Below are 20,525 nucleotides of genomic sequence, written 5' to 3' on the forward strand. Positions count from 1 at the left end.
GTGGGTAAATGTCGAAGGAGATCTTCCCCATTCTCCACGTTCACAACCCGTAGAACACGCGTTCGCACACGTCGCGGGCGCGGCGCATGACGGCGAGCAGATCGTTCTCGAACTGCTGCCCATGATTCGCGCCATACCCCAAGTAGACGGCGATGCCGCCCAGCGAATACGAATCGTCAGGCAGAATATCGGCCTGTGCGGCGCGCCCGCTCCACAGGTAGTTGCCGTTACGGGCCGCGGTGCACATGCGCCATGCCTTGCGCAGCACCATGGCGTCGTCCTTGCGGATGAAGCGTTTGCATTCCAACTCGTCCAACGCGTCCAGCGTGGAGTTGACACGCAGCGCGGAATCCGTGCCGGCATGCTGCAACTGCAGCAATTGCACGGTCCACTCCACGTCGCTCAGACCGCCCTTGCCGAGTTTCAGATGTCGTTCGCGACGCACGCCACGTGGCAGACGCTCCGCCTCCATGCGTGCCTTAAGCTTGCGAATCTCCCCCAATTCGCCGTCGGTCAAATCAGATGACGGGTATCGCAGCGGGTCGGCGATGTTGGTGAGGAAATCGTCCGCCAACCGTTCGTCACCCGCCGCGAAACGCGCGCGCAGCAACGCCTGATGCTCCCACGTGCTGGCCCACGAGCGGTAGTATTCCTCACAGGAGGCATACGAGCGCACCACCGGCCCGTTCTTGCCCTCGGGACGCAGGTCCATGTCGAGTTCGATCTTCGGCTCCAGACTGACCGGACCTTGCAGGATGGCGCGCACATCCTCCTGCACCTTGCGTGCGAACAGGTTCGCTTCACCGTCATTCGCGCCTTCGGTCGGACGGTAGATGATGATCACGTCCGCGTCGGAGCTGAAATTCACTTCACGCCCGCCATAGCGCCCCATGCCGATGATGGCGATAGTAGCCGGCGGGGCTGCGACTTCCTCGGCATTCGAAGCATTCTCAACGTCGCTGCCCCCATCGGGACTCGACCCCGCAAGCCGTTCACGCATTCGATGCCGTATCGCCCAATCCAGCGACGCATCCAAAATCGCGTCATACACATCGGTCATGCCACGCAACGATGCATCGTCGTCGATGACGCCGCTCATCCATGCCAGTCCGATACGTTCAATCTCATGCCGACGCATCGAACGTATCGAATTCGCGAAATCGCCGATGACATCAGGATGCCGTTCCAATGCGGAACGGCATTGGACGTCAAGGCTTTCGCGCGAACGGGCCTGCAGACGTTCCTCATGGCCCAGCCATGTCACCGATTCGACGGATTTGTTGAGCGCGTCGCCAAGGAAGCGTGAATTCGACAGGATATGGCACAGACGTTGCGCGGCTGATATTGAGTCGCGCAGGAATCCCAGATATTCGCTTTCGTCGCCGAAATTCTCCTCCAGTTTACGCCAGTTCAGCAATCCCATGTCGGGATTCTGGCCTTCGCCAAGCCATTGCAGCACGGCGGGCAGAATGATGCGATTGATCTTCGCGGCGCGCGTGATGCCCGCGGTCAGCGCCTCAACGTGACGCATGGCCGCATCCGCGTCGGCGAATCCGATGGATTCGAAACGGTCATGCGCGGCCTGCGAGCTGAGCGTGACCTGCTCATCATCCAGACCCGCTGCGATCGGCAGCATCGGCCGGTAATAGATGTCCATGTGCAGGTGGCGCACTTCGCGGCGCACTTCATCGTATTTGGCGACGAGCTCTTCGGGATGCATATGGAATGCGCGGGCGAGCCTACGCAGTTCGGCGTTGCGGCCGAGCTCATCCGGATCGATGTCGCGCTTGCGGTCAAGTCCTCCGGCATTGGCGGCTCCCAGGTCCGGGAACAGGTGCGTGCGTTTCAGCGACCACATTTGCTGGCGATGTTCGAGCACGCGTTCGAACCGGTAATCCCATGAAAGCCTTGCCGCCTGCTTGCGTGACACGTAGCCGCCCGCGGCGAGATGCTGCAAGGATTCGAGCGTGGCACGGGTGCGTAGCGTTTCGTCCGACCTGCCATGCACCAGCTGCAGCATCTGCACGGTGAATTCCACATCGCGTAGTCCGCCGCGGCCAAGCTTGATTTCACGGTCCTTCAACGGCTGCGCGATGAGATCTTCGACACGCTTGCGCATCTGCTGGCAGTCGTGCACGAAATTGTCACGCTTCGACGCGGTCCAGACGAACGGCCGTGTCATATCCATGTAGGCTTGGCCGAGCTGCGAATCCCCCGCCACGGGGCGTGCCTTCAGCAATGCCTGGAATTCCCAGTTTTCCGCCCACTGCTCATAGTAGGCCTGATGCGATTCGAGCCGGCGCACGAGCGGACCGTCCTTGCCTTCCGGCCGCAAACCCCCATCGATCTGCCACAATGCAGGTTCGGCGACGCCCATGATGACCGACTGGCAGACCCGTTGCAGCGTGACACCCATCTTCGTGCCGACACGGGTCAGAGTCACGCCATCGACGTCTTCCACGGCCGGTTCGACGACATAGATCAGATCCACGTCGGACACGTAATTCAATTCCCGTGCGCCCAGCTTGCCCATGCCGATGACGGCGAAACGGACCTGTCTGCTGCCGGAGACCTCATGTCGGGCGATGGCCAGCGCTCCCTCCAGTGCGGCGTCGGCCAGATCGGACAGCTTGCCGCTGATCATGGGTTGGATTTCGACGGGATCTTCGGCGAGCACATCCTGCGCCATGATGGATGCGAGTTGTTTGCGGTAGGTGCGGCGTAATGCGGTCGTTGCTTCGGCCAGCGGCAGCGTCGCGCGTGGTGCTTTGCGGTCGGCCGGATCGGCGCCGACGGCGTTGAGGATATGCGCGCGGCGCTCATCGTGGGTGAAGTCGCGGCTATGGCAGGCATCATATGCGACCGCTTCCACGGCTTCCGGGCGGAATCGCATGTATTTGCCCATTTCGTCGGATGCGCCGAGCACGGTGACGAGTCGTGCGAAGGCATCGTCGTCGTTGATGATGGTGGCGAATGCGACATCGTCTGACGTTGCGGCAGCATGGATGATATCGACGAAATTGTGCAATGCGATGTCCGGATCGCAGGAGCGTCCAAGAGCCGTGAGCAGATATCGGAGACGGTCGTCGTCGATGCCGTTCCGGGAAAGCTCCCCCAACATGTCCCGTGCTGTATCGATGTCCTGCAATCCCGCGCGGATGAGGTCCATCGCTTTGAACTGCAGTGCCGTATACGTCGTTTCAGATGATTCCATGATTCCAATGTACTAGCCATCCACCCGCAAGACGTGCCATACGCGTGATTGCATGGAAAAATCCGTTGCATGTCGGCGCGGAGCCACGAACGTGGGCGTGAAGGCGTGAATTGGGGGCGAACGAATACGCGTATGTGGTATGCGGGTTGTGTCCGCATACCACATACGCAATGTGTCCGCCGATTTTCGCGAGTGACGCCCGGCGATGTTACGCGAACAACGGTTTGACGTTGGCCCAGACACGTCGGCTCACGACGGGATGATTCATCGTATACAGGTGGATGCCGTCGACGCCGTGCGCCATCAGCCCGTTGATCTGCTCGGACGCGTAGATGATGCCCGCCTCCTTCAAGGCTTCGGGGTCGTCGCCCCACCGTTGCAGCATCGTCTCCACTTCCGCGGGGACGCGCGACTGGCACATGCCCGCCATGCGTCTGACCGACACCGGCGTGGTGATCGGCATGATACCGGCCTCGATTGGCACGTCGATGCCTGCCGCACGAGCCTTGTCTCGGAATCGCAGGAAATCATCATTGCAATAGAACAGTTGCGAGATCAAATGTGTGACGCCGGCATCGACCTTACGTTTCAGGAAATCGATGTCCTCATCCAAAGTGGACGCCTGCGGGTGCTTCTCCGGGTAGCACGCGCCGTAAATCGGCATGTCGGGCCGATGCTCGCGAATGTATGCCGCCAAATCGCTGGCATGCTTGAACTCGCCGATCGGTTCGCGGCCTTCCACACGGTCGCCGCGCAGAGCCAGTATGCCGGCCACATGCGCCTGGTCGAACAGGTCAAGCGCCTCGTCGACCGTCTGCAGATCCAGATACTGCGCGGTCAGATGGGCGACGGCCGGAATGCCGTATTCGGAACGGATCGTGTTCGCGATGCGTGCCGTGGCGGTGCGGTCGGCCGATTTGCCGGTGCCGTACGTCACTGAAATGAACGCCGGTTCCAACCCATGCAGGCCGTCGAGCGTATCGTAGATCGCACCGATCGGCGACGTGCGTTTGGGCGGAAACACTTCCAGTGAGAAAATCGGTTTGTTCGCCATGATTGCTGCGCCTTACCAGTGTTACGCCCTGCCGATTTCGGCGCGCACCTCACGTGCCGCTTCCACCAGATTGGCCAGGCTTGCCCATGTTTCGGCATTGCCGCGTGTCTTCAGACCGCAATCCGGGTTGATCCACACTTTGCCGGCGTCCATGCGCTTGAGGATTTCGTAGATTCGCTCCTTGATTTCGGCGACGGACGGCACACGCGGACTGTGAATGTCGTACACGCCCGGGCCCGCTTCGGTTTCGAATTTCGCCTCATAAATCGCGTCGAGCACGACCAGATCGCCACGGGACGCTTCGAACGAAATCACATCAGCGTCCATATCGTCGATGTCGCGGATGATGTCGTTGAATTCCGAATAGCACATATGCGTGTGGATCTGCGTGGTCGGCTTGACGCCGGAATGCACGAGGCGGAATGCGGGAATCGCCCAGTCAAGATACTTCTTATGCCAGTCGGAGCGGCGCAGCGGCAGTTTTTCGCGCAATGCCGCCTCGTCGATCTGGATGATGCGAATGCCGGCTGCCTCCAAGTCGAGCACTTCGTCGCGAATAGCAAGGGCCAGCTGCTTGGTCTGCTCCTCATGGGTGATGTCCTCGCGCGGCCACGACCAGTTGAGAATGGTGACCGGGCCGGTCAGCATGCCTTTGACGGGATGATTCGTGCGGCTTTGCGCATACGCGGACCATGCCACCGTAATCGGCTTGGCGCGGGACACGTCGCCCCATACAATCGGAGGCTTGACGCAGCGCGTGCCATACGACTGCACCCACGCGTTGTCGGTAAACAAGAAACCGTTGAGATGCTGGCCGAAGTATTCGACCATGTCGTTACGCTCGAATTCGCCATGCACGAGCACGTCGAGGCCGATTTCCTCCTGATGCTTGATACAGGCGTCGATCTGCGATTCGACGAAGTCGACGTACTGGTCTCGGCTGATATCGCCCTCGCGGTATTGTGCGCGGGCTGCACGCACTTCGGCGGTTTGCGGGAAGGAACCGATCGTCGTGGTCGGCAAGTCCGGCAGGCCGAGTGCTTCACGCTGCAGCTTCTGGCGTTCCGCCCGGGCCGGGGTGCGGGTAAAGTCGCTGTCGTGCAGGGCGGAAAGTCGCGCGGCGACCTGCACGTCGGCGTCGACACGCGTACCGTCGAACAAGGCTTGGTTGGCCTTGAAAACATTGGCGTCTGTGCGCGTTGCGGCATTGGCGTCGTACAGCGCGGCGATTTCACGCAATTCATCGATCTTTTCGATGGCGAATGCGAAATGCTGACGCACATCTTCAGGAAGACCGGTTTCACCGGCGACGCTGAACGGCACATGCAGCAGCGAGCAGGCGGTGGAAACGGCCATGTTCGGTGTGGCCTTGCGCAGCACGTCGATCAATTCGAGGCTTGTGGCATAGTTGTTACGCCAAATATTACGGCCGTTGACGACTCCGACGAACAGCGTCGTGTTCGAGGCGACGCCATATTTTTCAACGGCAGCGAGATTCTCATCGCGACCTTCGACCAAGTCAAGGCCGATGCCATCGAATCCAAGCAGGTTCACGGTTTCGTAAATGTCGGCGATATGGCCGAAATACGTGTTGAGTAGCAAGCGCACCTTGCCTCGACGTGCCGGCAGTATCTTCGCATACAGGCTCTTGAACAGTTCCGTGTCCCCCGGCTCCTTGTCGAGCGTCAGATATGGTTCGTCGAATTGCAGCCATTCGGCACCCAATTCGGCGAACCGTTCCACGATCTGCGCATAGGCCGCGGCGACCGCGTTGATCAGGCCGAAATCATATTCCAATTCCTTCGCCTGCGGATTGCGTGCCAGTTTAAGGAACGTGTACGGGCCAATCAGTACAGGCTTGGTCAGAATGCCCAAGGTCTTGGCTTCGTTGAATTCGTCGAACGGCTTCGTGCCGACGAGACGAATGTCGGTTGCTTCATCGACTTCCGGAACCAGGTAGTGGTAGTTGGTGGTGAACCATTTCTTCATCGGCAGCGCGGTCACGTCGCCACGCTCCCCCTGGTAGCCGCGGGCCATGGCGAACAACATATCTTCCGGCTGTTCGAATGCGAGACGCGCGTAGCGTTGCGGTACCGCGTTGATCAACAACGCCATGTCGAGCACCTGATCGTACAGGCTGAAATCATTGCTCGGAATCAGCGTGATGCCGGCTTCGGCCTGCAGTTTCCAGTGTGCGGCGCGCAGCTCCTTGGATGTGGCGCGCACATCGTCAAGCGTGGCCTCGCTTTTCCAATACGATTCGATAACTCGTTTCAGCTCGCGGTCGCGCCCGATGCGTGGGAATCCGGAAACGGAAGTGATGGTGGACATGTGGGCCTCCTGACGGCAGTGGAACTTCGTTGTGCGTTGCCGTCAGACTAACAGAAAACCCCTTGATATAAGTCATCAACTGAATCGGAGTGTCGTTATAACTTGAGCTTATATCTGGGTTCCCTCCCCTGATACATCCGCCTTCATTCCCTCCTCTTTTCCTTCCCCTTCCCTTTTTCCTCCTTTTATTCTCCCTATCCTTCTTGCGTCTTTCCCTACTTCCCCTTTTTATCCTCCGCTTTCTCAGTGACACTAATTTGTAGGTAGAATCCGTTTAGCATGTCACTGAGCTCACGTCAGTGACATGCAAAAAATATCTATCTACAGATTTGTGTCACCGAGAAGGCGACAGCCATTTCTGATGCCGAGAAATAGTTGAAACAGACCAGAAAAATCCGCGCATCATCGAATGAAACGTGACTTCACATTGCCAATAGCATGAAGCCGACATGACCGGCGAGTATCGCGGCAACAAATAATCTCAGCTGATTCTGCGTCGGGTGAGGCAATGCGAAAGATATGATGATCATGCGGGGTTGGTGCAGGATTGATGTTGTGATTATACGCGCGATTGAAGTTTACGACTGGTTTTGAACTGGTTTTGCGACTGACGCTTACGACTGGCACGGGACCGCGCAGGATTGCTCAGGCACACGCAAACGATTGCGGTCCGGCGATGACATCCACCGAGCCGCAATCGCGTTTTGAATTATTCGAAATCCTTTGGGGAAATGATGGCGAACACCTCGCCGTCATGTGTCTGCCACTGGTTGAAAGGCTTATCCGAGCCGAGCATCACTACGGACCCCGGCGTCATACCCAGATTCAGCAAGTCAAGCAGTGCCGGATCCGACGAGTCGCTCGCCAACCATTGGCATGCGTACGATACCGTCGGCTCATGGCCCAACACCATCAGCACGTGATGCTTGTCCTTCGTCTGCTTCAGCTCGTCGAACACCGACTGAATGCCTTCTGCGTACAGGCTCTGACGGTAGTCAACCTTCGGGTCATCGCCGAACACCTTTAACATGCGTTCGCACGTCTGGCGTGCTCGTGTGGCTCCCGAACAGGCGATGCGGGTTGGCATCAAATCCATGCCGATCAAGCCCTTGGCCACGGTTTTCGCCTGCTTCAAGCCCTTATCGGTCAGTTCACGTTCGATATCGCCGCCCGAGTTCGCCGGCTCGGTTTTCGCATGACGCATCACAATCAGCACATACGGATAATTCTTGGCCTTCTTAGCCTTTTTCTTAACGTTCACGGACATGCCGTACGCTCCATCCCCGCCGTAAGAACAGGCGAACACAAAACTTCTACAAATTCTACAACTGCATTATTGCAGGCAAATGCGCGTGGAAACGCACGTGTCGTCTGCAATTTCCGCATTATTCATCCAACGCGTTCACCTGAGCGTCCAAATCACGCAGCACCTTACGCAGTTTGCGGTCGGAAATATCGCGCAATTCCAGCTCTTCGAGCTGTTCAGCGCGCTCCTCGGCGGTCAGAGAATCAACATCCGTTACAGTGTCCTTCGTGGCGCGGTCGCGTTTGCGCAACGCCGTACAGCCTTCGGCCATCGCACGGCTGACCACGAGGAAGCCCGTGTGTCCGATCATCTGATGATCGGGACGAATCGCCAAGCCCTGCGCCTTCCAGTTGCGTTCCATCGTCTCCTGAATCTCAGGCTCCGTCCAGCAGCCGGCTTCACGAAGCGCCTCAGTCAAACGGCTGATCTGCGTGGTCGTCGTCACGTAGCAGATCAGTACGCCGCCAGGGGCGATCACGCGATACGCCTGTTCCAAGCGATTCCAAGGATCCAACATATCCAGCATGATACGGTCAAACGAATGTTCGAGCAGGCCGGCGGCAACCGAATCGAAATCACCGGCCAAAAGATCCCACCATTGCGGGCGGGCGCCGTAATACAGCGTCGCATTCGCTTCGGCCACGCGTGCGAATTCGCTGCGCATTTCAATCGTCGTCAGCCGACCGTTCTCTCCCACGGCATCCAACAGATTCAGGCTCATCGCGCCAGAGCCCGCACCCGATTCAAGCACGCGCATACCGGAACGGATATCGCCAAGCTGAATCACCTGCGCGATGTCCTTCGGATACATGATCTGCGCGCCGCGCGGCATCGACAGCACATAATCCGCCATGCGCGGACGCATCACCGCATACTCCCAGCCGCCGATCGCGCGCGTGCCCTTCCACGGCTTGTTCGCATCACGCTCGGGATGCTGTTGGTTGACCTGCGCCTCACGTTTCGCCGTAACCGTAACGACGACCACGCCCTCGGTTTTGCCGATCACGTCATCATGCAGAATCAGACCGTGTGAAGTCTGTGTGGAACCGCCCGCAACCAGCTGATCGGTGATTTTGTTGGACTTCCGGTCGGTAAACTGAACCTTCTCCCCCGCCTGCAACGGTCCACGACGCATGATGCTCCTCACTTCTGAGTATTCCTGACTGTGAAAATCGAAAGCGGCAACAATACAACCGGGCATGCCGTCATGTACAAGGCCAAGACGTTCATGCAATGCATTATCGCGCCATCACCATAGATAGTAGTGGAAACCGCGCTCAGCGATCTCATGATGCCGACGAACATGGCAGAGTCGATGGAACCGGCCAACGTGCGGACTGGCACCAGTAGCGAAGAGCCGCCGGTGGTCTTCTTCGACTCCACACTGCTCGCCATCCGCGTCAGCAAAGTGTGGTTTAGCCGTTCTGCCGACTGATGCCGCCTTTGTGGCCGGTGGCTTTGAATGGCATCGCTCGCGTCGCCTTGTTATTCACTTTCTTTTGTGCGGCGCTATATGCGACTTTGTTGCTGTTGCAACTGCTGTGGGCGTTGTGTTTCCCGGCGTCGCGCACGGTACTGATTCCTTTAGCCTGCAACGCGCGCGCCCAACGGTCGTCTGTTCTGTTCGGCATAGTACCTTTCAGATTCGATTTCATAGATTTCAGTCCCGCAAAAACGGTCACATATGCTGATTTAAACGCATCCCTTCAGCAAATGCGACCGAAAAGCCGGCCTAAAACGGTCACATATGTTATACGGCGTAGGCGGACCAGCGGTTGTGAGAGCGTTCCACCTCAATCGGCATGCCGAACAGCTCCGACAGGCGTTCGTTGGTCAATCCGTTTTCCAAAGATCCTGCGTAGACAATCGTGCCGGCGGAAGGATTGCCCATCGCATCGATGCCGTCATTGGTCGCATCTTCGGTGGAAACCGGCTTGCGGCCCATAATGGCGATATGGTCGAATCCTTCGGGAATCTCCTCAAGTCGATGCGTCACCAGTACGACGGCACGTTCGGAATCCTCACGCCCGATGCGGCTCAGTGTACGCATCACCTGTTCGCGACCTCCCAAATCAAGGCCGGTTGTCGGCTCGTCCATGATCAGCAGTTCGGGGTCGCCCATCAGCGCACGGGCGATCAGCACACGCGTGCGCTCACCCTCCGACAAGCGCCACATCTGCTTGCCTTCAAGATATCCGACATGGAAATCCTTCAGCAATTGACGTGCACGCGCGTAATCCTCATCGGAATACATGTCCTGCCAACGGCCCGTCACCGCGCTTAGGCCGGTGACGACGGCGTCCAACGGATCTTCGAAATCCGGGAATTGGCGGCCGAGGTCGGCTGATGCCAGGCCAATGCGTGTGCGCAGTTTGAATACGTCGTATTTGCCGAGCTGGTGTCCGAGTACGAAAACGCGTCCTTCCGACGGGAATGTGCGCGTGGCCAGCATGCCCACGGACGTGGATTTGCCGATGCCGTTCGGCCCGAACAATACCCATCTCTCCCCTGCGCGAATGGTCAGATTCACATCGGTGATGATAACACGCCTATTACGGCGGAATTCGACATTGTCAAGCTGCAGGACGATGCGATTGGAATCGTTGGCGTCATAATTTGCGACGGCTTGTTCGAAAGCGTCCTGCACGACTTGCTTGTCCTGCACGGCGAGGTGTTGTGCGGAATCATTTTGCGTCATGGCTGTGATTCTAATCATGTGCCGCGTGCGATGTCGCTCGGCGTCTCACAGTGTCATCATTTCGACTGAAAACCTGGTCGAGAACGATGCTTGTCCCCAAAGAAGGTTACGACCAGCGACGAAAATGACACTTCTCAAGCAGGAATGTTGTTGGCGACCAAGTTTTGGTCGCGCAAAGGCGGCCTCCCGACGTCGGGAGGCCGCCTTTGCGTATGCTCAGCAGTGCTTACGATTGATTACCGTTTGCGATTACTTCCGCTCAGCCAGCACGTCCTCGTAGACCTTGACGGTCTTGTCGGCGATGGATTCCCAGCTGAACTTGTCGCGGGCGCGCTCGTAGCCGGCCTGACCCATCTTCTTGGCCAGTTCCGGATCGGCCATAATCCTGTTGATCGCGTCAGCCATGTCATGCACGAACCTGTCTGGATTGGTCGGTGTTCCGGTGCCATCATGCAGCTGGTCGATCGGCACAAGATAACCGGTTTCGCCGTCGACGACGACTTCCGGAATGCCGCCCGTTGCGGAGGCAACGACCGGCAGGCCGCAGGCCATGGCTTCCAAATTCACGATGCCGAGCGGCTCGTAGATGCTCGGGCAGATGAACGCGTCACAACCATGCTCGAGTGCGTTCAGTTCCGGCTTCGGCAGCATTTCCTCAATCCAGATGATGTTGCCGCGTTCTTCGTCAAGCTTGGCGAATGCGTTCTTGACTTCTTCCATGATTTCCGGAGTATCCGGAGCGCCCGCACACAGCACGACCTGCACGCCTGGGTCGACGAAATGCAGCGCCTGCAGCAAATACGGCAAACCCTTCTGGCGGGTGATTCGACCAACGAACAGCAGTGTGGGCTTGCTGCGGTCGATGTTGTAACGTTCAAACACCTTCCAGCCCGGGTCGTCGTCGGCAGGAGTGGCGAAATCGGACAGCGTGATGCCATTGTGCACGACAACGACCTTTTCCGGATCGATATTCGGGTAGGCGGTGAGAATATCTTCACGCATGCCGGCGGACACGGCAATCACACGGTCAGCATGTTCGTAGGCGTCCTTTTCAGCCCAGGAGCTTAGTTCGTATCCGCCACCCAGCTGTTCGCGCTTCCACGGGCGGAACGGTTCCAGCGAATGCGCGGTGATGACCAGCGGCGTACCGTGCAACATCTTGGCCAAATAGCCGGCCAGGCAGGCGTACCACGTATGCGCATGGATAATGTCGGCATCGACGTCATTGGCGATCTGCAAATCCACACCGAAGGTCTTCAAAGCGGCGTTCGCGTTCCTCAATTCGGCTGGAGTATCATAGCCGACCAATTTGAGAGAGCCCTTCGGATTTTTGCTCGGAATGGTGGGAGTATCAGCGTCGGTGCGAGGGCCATCGAAGGCACGAACGGTCACATCAACACGTTCGGCCAAAACCTTGGAAAGCTCTTCGGCATGCACGCCTGCGCCACCATAGACTTTCGGCGGATATTCACGGGTCAGGATGTCAACTCTCATGGCTGTGCTCCTCTATGAGTCAAACGGTTGGGACCATGACCCACTTTAGGCGACAAGACCGTGAAACACGTGGCTTTCAGTGTCGTGTCACGCATAAAAGCAACAAAAACGTGTTGTGGTTCGTCAGATTCTGACGAACCACAACACGTTAGGGAACAACGCATGTAGGCACCGCGACGGTGCGAACGATCACACAGCGGTACCGTTCTGGTCTAGATTCGGATTGTGCTTCGAATCACCGGCGGTGAAGAACAGACTCAGCACGCCGACGATGAAGACAGCGGAAACGGTGACAATCAGCCAAATCGGATGGTTCGGCAGCCACATCACCACGAAGAACGCGATTACGGAAATGGCGATAAGCAGCCAGCTGATAAGACGGAACCACTGACGAGTGGAATGTGGGGCCTTAAACATCTTCGGATTCATGTAATCCGGATTCGTGGTCAGCAGGATTTCCGCGTCCTCAACCGTTGCGCCGGCCGGCTTCCACGGGCCATCCGTGCCTTCCTGCAGACGGCGGGACTTTTCCTGCAACGCGTATTCGTCAATCATGCCAGCCCTGGCGCGTCCGCGGGTCTGGTCATACTGCTGCGGCACTCCCCTACGGCTGTCACGTGCGGCCCTGCGACGTTCTGCCCGATTCGGCATCGTTTTCTCCTTCATATACGAATCGACGGATGACACTGGGCAATACTGTACCTCGGCGTCATCCGTCGAATAGGCTAATCAGCCAAAATTGCAGTCATATTACAGTCGTACAATCAGATTTCGCGGTTCTGCATTCATCGCGGCAACGCCATTGGACGTTGCGAAGCGACAATCGGCGCCGGCAATTCCGTATTACCGTTGAGGTAACGGTCCACTGCGGCGGCGCAGGAGCGGCCTTCAGCAATCGCCCACACCACAAGACTCTGACCACGGCCGGCATCACCGGCCACGAACACGCCGTCCTGGGAAGAAGCGAAATCGTCATTGCGAGCCACATTGCCACGGCCGTCCAACTCCACCGGCAGCTGATCGACCAGCGTAGCGGTGTCCGGGTGCAGGAAGCCAACGGAAATCAACACCAAATCAGCCGGAATAACACGCTCGGTGCCCGGCTGACGGGTGAACGGGCCGTTCTCGCCGGGAGCCACGTCAACGATCCTCAAGCCAGTCACGTGACCATTGCTATCGGCAACGAAACCAGCTGCGGTGGCGCTGTTTTCCACGTTGACGCGGTCGTCGTCTCCGACGAAGTTCACCGAATCCGTATTGTACAGGTATTCGCCGCCCTCGGCCATCGACGTGGTCTTCTGGTAAAGGCGCGCAAACGTCGGCCACGGCTGATTATCCGGACGTTCCGACGGCTCCTTCGGCATGATCTGCAGCACGGTGACACTCTTGGCGCCCTGACGCAAGGCGGTGCCCAAGCAATCGGAACCGGTGTCGCCACCGCCGATAACGACGACATGCTTGCCTTCGGCGGTGATGTCGTTGACCGGCTTCACGCCATACACGCGACGTGTGGCATCCGGCAGGTACTCCATGGCGAAATGAATGCCATCCAGGTCACGACCGGGCAGATTCATGTCACGCGGCACGGTGGAGCCGATGGCGACGACCACTGCATCGTAACGGGAACGAAGATCATCCCAGCTGATATCGCGGCCGATTTCAATACCGGTGCGGAACAGCGTGCCTTCCGCCTTCATCTGTTCGACGCGACGGTCCAGCAGATGCTTGTCAAGTTTGAAATTCGGGATGCCGTAACGCATCAGGCCACCGATCGCGTCGTCACGCTCGTAGACGACCACTGTGTGACCTGCACGAGTCAGCTGCTGGGCGCAGGCAAGACCTGCCGGACCGGAGCCGACCACGGCAACGGTCTGATCGGTCAGGCGCTGCGGCGGCAGAGGCTTGACATAATCCAAATCCCAAGCTTGGTCGATGATCGTGCACTCGTCGTTCTTGATCATCGTCGGCGGCTGGAAAATGCCAAGCACGCAGGCAGATTCACACAACGCCGGGCAAATGCGGCCGGTGACTTCCGGGAAATTATTCGTTTCGGACAGACGGTTGTACGCGTCCTCCCACTGTTCCTGACGGACCAGATCGTTGAATTCCGGAATGATATTGCCCAACGGGCAGCCGGTCATACAGAACGGAGTACCACAGTCCATGCATCGGGCGGCCTGCTCGCTGGTCCACGGCTGCATGCCGGATTCGGCATGCACGTCGAACCAATCCTTGATACGTTCCTCAACCGGGCGTTCGGCCAATTCGCGACGGGTGCGGACTTTCAGAAATCCTCTCGGGTCACCCATGTTCACACTCCTTGCATTACCTGCTCGTACACCTGCTCCCAAACGCCAGGCGTATTGAAATCGATATTGTTCTTCTCAGCATCACGCATCGCATCGGTCATGGCGACGAACTGCTTGGGCACGATGTGGGTGAAACGTTTGACGGTCTCACTCCAGTCAGCCAGCAGGTCGGCGGCGAATGCGGAGCCGGTTTCTTCGGCGTGACGCTTGACCAGATCATGCACAATCGGTTCGGTCACTTCGTCGAGCGTTTCGAAACGCAGCGAATGTTCGGCTGCTTCCGGATTGACCTTGGTGTTGTCCAGATCGAGGATGTAGACATGGCCGCCGGAGAAGCCTGCGCCGAAATTGCGACCGGTCGAACCGAGCACGACGACGGTACCGCCGGTCATGTATTCGCAGCCGTGATCGCCGACGCCTTCCACCACGAAGGTGGCGCCGCCGTTACGTACGGCGAAACGTTCGCCTGCGCGGCCGGCCACGAACATTTCACCGGAAGTAGCGCCGAAGCCGGTCACATTGCCTGCGATGACATTCGTATGCGGATCGAAGGTGACGCCGTCTTCCGCGCGAACGATCATGCGACCGCCGGATAGACCCTTGCCGGCGTAATCGTTGACTTCGCCGTACACGCGCATCGTTTCACCTCGCGGAATGAATGCACCGATGGACTGGCCGCCGGAGCCGTGCAGTGTCATGTCGATGGTGTTATCCGGCAGACCTTCGGCGCCGTAACGCTTCGTAATCTCATAGCCGACCATCGTGCCGAGTGTACGGTTCACGTTGCGAATGGGCATGTCGATGCGCACGGGCTCGCGGTTGTCGAGCGCCGGCTTGGCCATGTCTATCAGCTGGTTGTCGAGCGCCTTGTCAAGCTCATGGTTCTGCGGTTCCGTATTGTGCAGAATCGTTCCCGGAACCGGCCCCGGCTGCATCAGCACGTTGCTTAGGTCGATGCCATCGGACTTCCAACGGCGAATCGCCTCGTTCTGATCCAGGCATTCAACATGGCCGACGGCCTCTTCAAGCGTACGGAAGCCGAGCTGTGCGAGCAGCTCGCGCACTTCTTCGGCAATGAACATGAAGAAGTTGATCACATGCTCAGGCTTGCCACGGAAACGTGCACGCAACTCAGGGTCCTGGGTTGCGATGCCCTGCGGGCAAGTGTTCTTCTGGCAGGCGCGCATCATGACACAGCCTTCGACGATCAGCGCCGCAGTGGCGAAACCGAATTCCTCAGCGCCCAACAGCGCTGCGACCATCACGTCGCGACCGGTCTTCAATTCGCCGTCACACTGCACGGTGATACGAGAACGCAGGCCGTTGAGGATCAGCGTCTGCTGCGTTTCGCTCAAACCGATCTCCCATGGGGTGCCCGCATGCTTGATGGCGTTGAGCGGAGCCGCACCCGTGCCGCCGTCATAGCCGGAAATCAGCACGACGTCCGCATGGCACTTGGCCACGCCTGCGGCGATGGTGCCGACGCCGAATTCGGAGACAAGCTTAACGTGGATGCGTGCCTTCGGATTGGCCATCTTCGCATCGTTGATCAGCTGCTTCAGATCCTCGATGGAATAGATGTCGTGATGCGGCGGCGGGGAAATCAGTTCCACACCCGGCGTGGCATGACGCACCTTGGCAATCCATGGTGGGACCTTCGCGCCCGGCAGGTGTCCGCCTTCGCCCGGCTTGGCGCCTTGGGCGAGCTTGATCTGCAGATCGGTGGCATGCACCAGATAATCACTGGTGACGCCGAAGCGGGCCGATGCGATCTGTTTGATACGGCTGACACGCTCCGGATCGTTGATACGGTCGTCGGATTCGCCGCCTTCGCCGGAATTGGAACGGGCACCGATGCGATTCATGGCGATGGCGAGCGTTTCGTGCGCTTCCTGCGAAATGGAGCCGTAGCTCATGGCGCCGGTGGAGAAACGCTTGACGATTTCGCTGGCCGGTTCCACTTCGTCGATATCGATCGGCTTGCGCGTTTGACGGAACTTCATCAAACCGCGCAGCGTCATCAGACGGTTTGAAGTGTCGTTGATATGTTCGGAATACTTCTTGAACATGCCATAGTCGCCGCGCTGTGTCGACTGCTGCAGCAGGAAGATGGCTTCAGGATCGTTGAGATGCTCTTCGCCGGTGCGACGCCACTTGTAGTCGCCGCCAGTCTCCAGATTGCGATGCGGACGGGCCGTCCACCGATTCGGATAGGCGACGCGATGACGGATGGCGACTTCTTCGGCGATTTCGTCGAGACCGACGCCCTCCACGCGAGAGGTGGTGCCGGTGAAATAACGGTCGATGACGTCATGGTTCAGGCCTACCGCCTCGAACAGCTGAGCGCCGCGGTAGCTCATGATGGTGGACACGCCCATCTTGCTCATGATTTTGAGCACGCCGATGGAAAGCGCCTTCGTCAGATTTTTCACCGCGGTTTTGCCGTCCACGTTGAGATAGCCTTCGGCGGCGAGGTTCTCCACGGATTCGAACGCCAGATACGGGTTGACCGCGGCCGCGCCGTAGGCAATCAGCAGTGCCACATGGTGGATTTCACGCACATCACCAGCTTCCACGACCATGGAAATCTGCGTACGCGTATGGCGGCGCAGCAGATGATGCTGCACTGCGGATGTGAGCAGCAGCGACGGAATCGGGCCCCACGTATGGTTCGAATCACGGTCGGAGAGCACGAGGAAGTTCTTGCCTTCGGCGATCGCCTCATCAATTTCAGCGAAAATCTCCTCCAAACGTTCCGCCAAAGCCTTGCCACCGCCGGCCACCTGGTACAGGCCCTTGACGACATACGGCTTGTAATAGCCGCCGAGAATCTTCGCACGATCGAGACGCTTCAGTTGCGCCATTTCTTCGGAGTTGACGACGGGCAGCGGAATCAGAATCTTCTTGGCATGCAGCTCGCAATCCTCCAGCAGATTCGGTTCCGGACCGATGGCGGATTCCAGGCAAGTGACGATTTCCTCACGTTCCCAATCGAGCGGCGGGTTGGTGACCTGCGCGAACTTCTGCGTGAAATAATCGAACAGCATGCGGCTGCGATTCGACAATGCGGCCAAAGGCGCATCGTTGCCCATTGAGCCCAGCGGCTCCTTACCGGTGTTGGCCATTGGAGCCAAAATCAGTTTCAGATCCTCTTCCGTGTAGCCGAATGCACGCTGGCGGCGCTGCACGGACTGGCCGGAATGGCTCACATGCTCGCGGGCCGGCAGTTCGCTCAGATCGACGCTGTTGCCTTCGATCCACTGACGGTACGGATGTCGGGAGGCGAGGGTCTTCTTGATTTCCTCATCGGAAATCATACGACCTTCGGCCGTGTCGACAAGGAACATCTTGCCCGGTTCCAGTCGGCCCTTCGCGACGATGTGGTCTTCTCCGACCTGAGGCAGTACACCGGTCTCCGAAGCGAGCACCACCGTGCCGTCGTCGGTCAGCTGCCAACGTCCCGGGCGGAAGCCGTTGCGGTCAAGCAGCGCACCGACCTGCGTGCCATCGGTGAAAATAATGTGCGCCGGGCCGTCCCACGGTTCGATCAACGTGTTGTTGTACTCATAGAACGCACGAATATCCGGATCAAGCTCGGTGTTCTTCTCCCACGCCGGCGGCAGCATCATCGAAATCGCGTGCGGCAGCGTGCGTCCGGACAGATACAGCAATTCCAAGCATTCGTCGAAGGTGCCCGAATCGGAATAACCGGGCGTATCAATCGGCAGCAGCGGCTTCAATTCGCCGAGCAGCTTCGAGCTAAGCTTGCCTTCACGCGCCGAGAGCCAATTGCGGTTGCCCTGAATGGTGTTGATTTCGCCGTTGTGCGCCAACAGACGGAACGGCTGCGCCAAGGGCCAGCTCGGAAACGTGTTCGTGGAGAAACGGGAATGTACGATGGCGATGCGCGCCTTCATGCGTTCATCGGAAAGATCCGGGAAGAACGGCTGCAGCTGCATGGTGGTCAGCATGCCCTTGTACGTGATCGTGCTGCTCGACAGTGATGCGAAATACACGCCGACCTCATGTTCGACGCGTTTACGCACGCGGAACGCCCTACGATCCAGTTCGACGCCGCCCAGCGCACCTTCCGCATCGGACATGACAAGCGTCTTGAAGGACGGCATCGAAGCCAGCGCTTGCAGGCCAAGGCCGTTCGGATTGGTCGGTACAACACGCCATGCAAGCACTTCGAGGCCTTCCTCTCGTGCGATTGTGGCGATGGCCTGCTCCTGTTGTCCGGAAATGGCGATATCGCGGTCAAGGAACGCGATGCCGGCGATGTAATGGCCTGCCTCGGGCAACTCGACGCCGACGGTGGCGCGCATGAATTCGTCAGGCATGCTCATCAGGATACCCGCACCATCACCGGTGTTCTCTTCCGCGCCAACGGCGCCACGATGGTTCAGGTTGACGAGCACCTCGATGGCGTCATCGATGATCTTTCGCTCCGCACGCTTGTTGAGCGTCGTAACCATACCGACGCCACAAGCGTCATGCTCAGCTCCGGGATCATACAATCCTTCGGATCTGTGTATCGTCAAATCAAGCGGAGCGTGGAAAGTCACCGAAACCACCCTTTTCTCATTTTGGCAGACGAAACTGCGGTTCTTTAATAATGCGTTCACAGGGTACGCCCACACATATGACGGAAATGTTTCGGTGTCCATATGACGGAGATTTCGGCATTTACAATCCGCATATGTCAAAGAAATCGTTGATGATAGCGTCGTTGAGAAGGCGGCCTTTTCTGGTTGGGATGATGCGGTCGCCGTCTATGATGACGAGGCCGGATTGCGTCATGCCATCAAGGTGTGACATATCGATATCGCGTGTAATGCCGGCGGCACGCATCGCATTACGAACACGCATCAGCGACAGGCCTTCACGCAAACGCAATCCCAGCATGATGGTTTCTTCCAGATTTTCGCCAGCGGTGATCGTTTCACTGTCCGCCCACGGAAGACGGTTTTCCCCAATAGCAAGACCCCACAATTTCGGATGCGCGATATCCCAGCTGCGCAATCCCGCGGATTGGCGCATTACGGCGTCGCTCATTGCAGCGTCATCATCAGATGCGTCCTGCTGCGATTGCCCCGCCGACTGCGGTATCATATAATGGCTATGCGCGCCCGGCCCGATGCCAGCCCAATCGACGTTGCGCCAATATCCCAGATTATGACGGCTTTCAAATCCCGGTCTCGCCCAATTGGAAATCTCATACCATCGCAGGCCCGCCGCGCTCAGCAAATCGTCGGCAATCTCATATTTCGCGGCTTCATCGTCGTCATCAGGTTTCGGCAGCAATCCGGCCGCAATCCTGCGTCCCATCGTCGTCGTCGGTTCCACCGTCAACGCGTACGCCGAAATATGATTGACGCCCAAACCAATCGCAGTCTCAACCGATGTGCGCCAATCGTCAAGGCTCTCCCCCGGCGCGCCGTAAATCAGATCGACGCTTGAGCGCAATCCTGCCGTCTCGGCCGCGCGCACGCCAATCTCGACATTCGCCGGTGTATGCGTGCGGTCCAGCGTGGCCAACACGTGTGGCACAGCCGACTGCATACCAAACGAAATGCGCGTGAAGCCGCCGTCCGCGAGTTCGCGAACATAATCGGCGTTCACCGTATCCGGATTCGCCTCCGTCGTGATTTCCGCATCGTCGGCGACGCCCCAAATATCACGGATCGCCTGCAATATCGCGTTCAAGTCACGCGCCGGCAAAATCGTCGGCGTACCGCCACCGAAAAACACGGTATCCGCAGGCGGCTCATCAATGCCATGATCCAACTGCCATTGGCGGGCCAGACGCATTTCACGAATCACCATATTCGCGTAATTGCCGCGCGAGGCGCCTCCACCCATATCGACGGCCGTATACGTGTTGAAATCGCAGTATCCGCAGCGGCGCAGGCAGAACGGCACATGCACGTAGACTTCGAAAGGATTCGGCGACATGGTGTCCTCCAATATTGATATTTCGCGGTTTTGCGAGTGAGGATTGAAATTGGTGGTTGATGATTGATAGTTACTGATTGCAAAATGATTGCAAGACAATTGCGACGCGGCAATACGCGATATACCGGTATTCAAATGGTGACGTTCGATATTGCGATTCG

The 20,525-nt window shown here is 58.2% G+C and carries 13 protein-coding genes; all 13 read right to left on the bottom strand.

The features are described from left to right. Positions 1-40: 40 nt before the first annotated feature. The 13 genes from AC1AWD_RS03745 to hemW all read right to left on the bottom strand — a co-directional run bounded on the left by AC1AWD_RS03745 (position 41) and on the right by hemW (position 20,364). Entirely contained in the window at positions 41-3,214 is a 3,174-nt protein-coding gene (locus tag AC1AWD_RS03745) for a bifunctional [glutamine synthetase] adenylyltransferase/[glutamine synthetase]-adenylyl-L-tyrosine phosphorylase (RefSeq protein ID WP_476563820.1), read from the bottom strand. 208 nt (positions 3,215-3,422) lie between these two features. Then, positions 3,423-4,268, bottom strand: a complete 846-nt coding sequence (gene metF / locus AC1AWD_RS03750) for a methylenetetrahydrofolate reductase [NAD(P)H] (RefSeq protein WP_476563822.1) — start codon at positions 4,266-4,268, stop codon at positions 3,423-3,425. 21 nt (positions 4,269-4,289) lie between these two features. Further along, positions 4,290-6,599, bottom strand: a complete 2,310-nt coding sequence (metE, locus tag AC1AWD_RS03755) for a 5-methyltetrahydropteroyltriglutamate--homocysteine S-methyltransferase (protein WP_476563823.1) — start codon at positions 6,597-6,599, stop codon at positions 4,290-4,292. A 709-nt stretch (positions 6,600-7,308) separates the two neighbouring features. Beyond that, entirely contained in the window at positions 7,309-7,866 is a 558-nt protein-coding gene (locus AC1AWD_RS03760; RefSeq protein WP_476563825.1) for a SixA phosphatase family protein, read from the bottom strand. A 118-nt stretch (positions 7,867-7,984) separates the two neighbouring features. After that, positions 7,985-9,040, bottom strand: coding sequence for a tRNA (adenine-N1)-methyltransferase (locus tag AC1AWD_RS03765; RefSeq protein WP_476563827.1), 1,056 nt, complete (start codon positions 9,038-9,040; stop codon positions 7,985-7,987). Between the two features lie 8 nt (positions 9,041-9,048). Further along, on the bottom strand, positions 9,049-9,300 hold the full coding sequence (locus AC1AWD_RS03770) for a hypothetical protein (RefSeq protein WP_476563829.1): 252 nt from the start codon (positions 9,298-9,300) through the stop codon (positions 9,049-9,051). 20 nt (positions 9,301-9,320) lie between these two features. After that, the gene (locus tag AC1AWD_RS03775) at positions 9,321-9,560 is read right to left on the bottom strand and encodes a hypothetical protein (RefSeq protein WP_476563831.1); all 240 of its coding nucleotides are present in this window, start codon (positions 9,558-9,560) and stop codon (positions 9,321-9,323) included. Positions 9,561-9,655: 95 nt separating this feature from the next. Next, entirely contained in the window at positions 9,656-10,603 is a 948-nt protein-coding gene (locus AC1AWD_RS03780) for an ABC transporter ATP-binding protein (RefSeq protein WP_476563832.1), read from the bottom strand. 249 nt (positions 10,604-10,852) lie between these two features. Beyond that, positions 10,853-12,097, bottom strand: coding sequence for a glycogen synthase (glgA, locus tag AC1AWD_RS03785; protein WP_476563834.1), 1,245 nt, complete (start codon positions 12,095-12,097; stop codon positions 10,853-10,855). A 189-nt stretch (positions 12,098-12,286) separates the two neighbouring features. Next, on the bottom strand, positions 12,287-12,748 hold the full coding sequence (locus AC1AWD_RS03790) for a tripartite tricarboxylate transporter TctB family protein (protein ID WP_476563836.1): 462 nt from the start codon (positions 12,746-12,748) through the stop codon (positions 12,287-12,289). A 134-nt stretch (positions 12,749-12,882) separates the two neighbouring features. Continuing rightward, the gene (locus AC1AWD_RS03795) at positions 12,883-14,406 is read right to left on the bottom strand and encodes a glutamate synthase subunit beta (RefSeq protein WP_476563838.1); all 1,524 of its coding nucleotides are present in this window, start codon (positions 14,404-14,406) and stop codon (positions 12,883-12,885) included. Between the two features lie 2 nt (positions 14,407-14,408). Further along, positions 14,409-18,974, bottom strand: a complete 4,566-nt coding sequence (gene gltB / locus AC1AWD_RS03800; protein ID WP_476563840.1) for a glutamate synthase large subunit — start codon at positions 18,972-18,974, stop codon at positions 14,409-14,411. A gap of 121 nt (positions 18,975-19,095) precedes the next feature. After that, positions 19,096-20,364, bottom strand: coding sequence for a radical SAM family heme chaperone HemW (gene hemW / locus AC1AWD_RS03805; RefSeq protein ID WP_476563842.1), 1,269 nt, complete (start codon positions 20,362-20,364; stop codon positions 19,096-19,098). Between the last annotated feature and the right edge of the window lie 161 nt (positions 20,365-20,525).

This window comes from Bifidobacterium sp. LH_512 (genome assembly GCF_056356435.1).

What these genes read in the sequence shown, in the direction of transcription:
- AC1AWD_RS03745 (WP_476563820.1), bottom strand. Translation starts at nt 3,214, where the DNA reads ATGGAATCATCTGAAACGACGTATACGGCACTGCAGTTCAAAGCGATG.
- metF (WP_476563822.1), bottom strand. Translation starts at nt 4,268, where the DNA reads ATGGCGAACAAACCGATTTTCTCACTGGAAGTGTTTCCGCCCAAACGC.
- metE (WP_476563823.1), bottom strand. Translation starts at nt 6,599, where the DNA reads ATGTCCACCATCACTTCCGTTTCCGGATTCCCACGCATCGGGCGCGAC.
- AC1AWD_RS03760 (WP_476563825.1), bottom strand. Translation starts at nt 7,866, where the DNA reads ATGTCCGTGAACGTTAAGAAAAAGGCTAAGAAGGCCAAGAATTATCCG.
- AC1AWD_RS03765 (WP_476563827.1), bottom strand. Translation starts at nt 9,040, where the DNA reads ATGCGTCGTGGACCGTTGCAGGCGGGGGAGAAGGTTCAGTTTACCGAC.
- AC1AWD_RS03770 (WP_476563829.1), bottom strand. Translation starts at nt 9,300, where the DNA reads ATGGCGAGCAGTGTGGAGTCGAAGAAGACCACCGGCGGCTCTTCGCTA.
- AC1AWD_RS03775 (WP_476563831.1), bottom strand. Translation starts at nt 9,560, where the DNA reads ATGAAATCGAATCTGAAAGGTACTATGCCGAACAGAACAGACGACCGT.
- AC1AWD_RS03780 (WP_476563832.1), bottom strand. Translation starts at nt 10,603, where the DNA reads ATGACGCAAAATGATTCCGCACAACACCTCGCCGTGCAGGACAAGCAA.
- glgA (WP_476563834.1), bottom strand. Translation starts at nt 12,097, where the DNA reads ATGAGAGTTGACATCCTGACCCGTGAATATCCGCCGAAAGTCTATGGT.
- AC1AWD_RS03790 (WP_476563836.1), bottom strand. Translation starts at nt 12,748, where the DNA reads ATGCCGAATCGGGCAGAACGTCGCAGGGCCGCACGTGACAGCCGTAGG.
- AC1AWD_RS03795 (WP_476563838.1), bottom strand. Translation starts at nt 14,406, where the DNA reads ATGGGTGACCCGAGAGGATTTCTGAAAGTCCGCACCCGTCGCGAATTG.
- hemW (WP_476563842.1), bottom strand. Translation starts at nt 20,364, where the DNA reads ATGTCGCCGAATCCTTTCGAAGTCTACGTGCATGTGCCGTTCTGCCTG.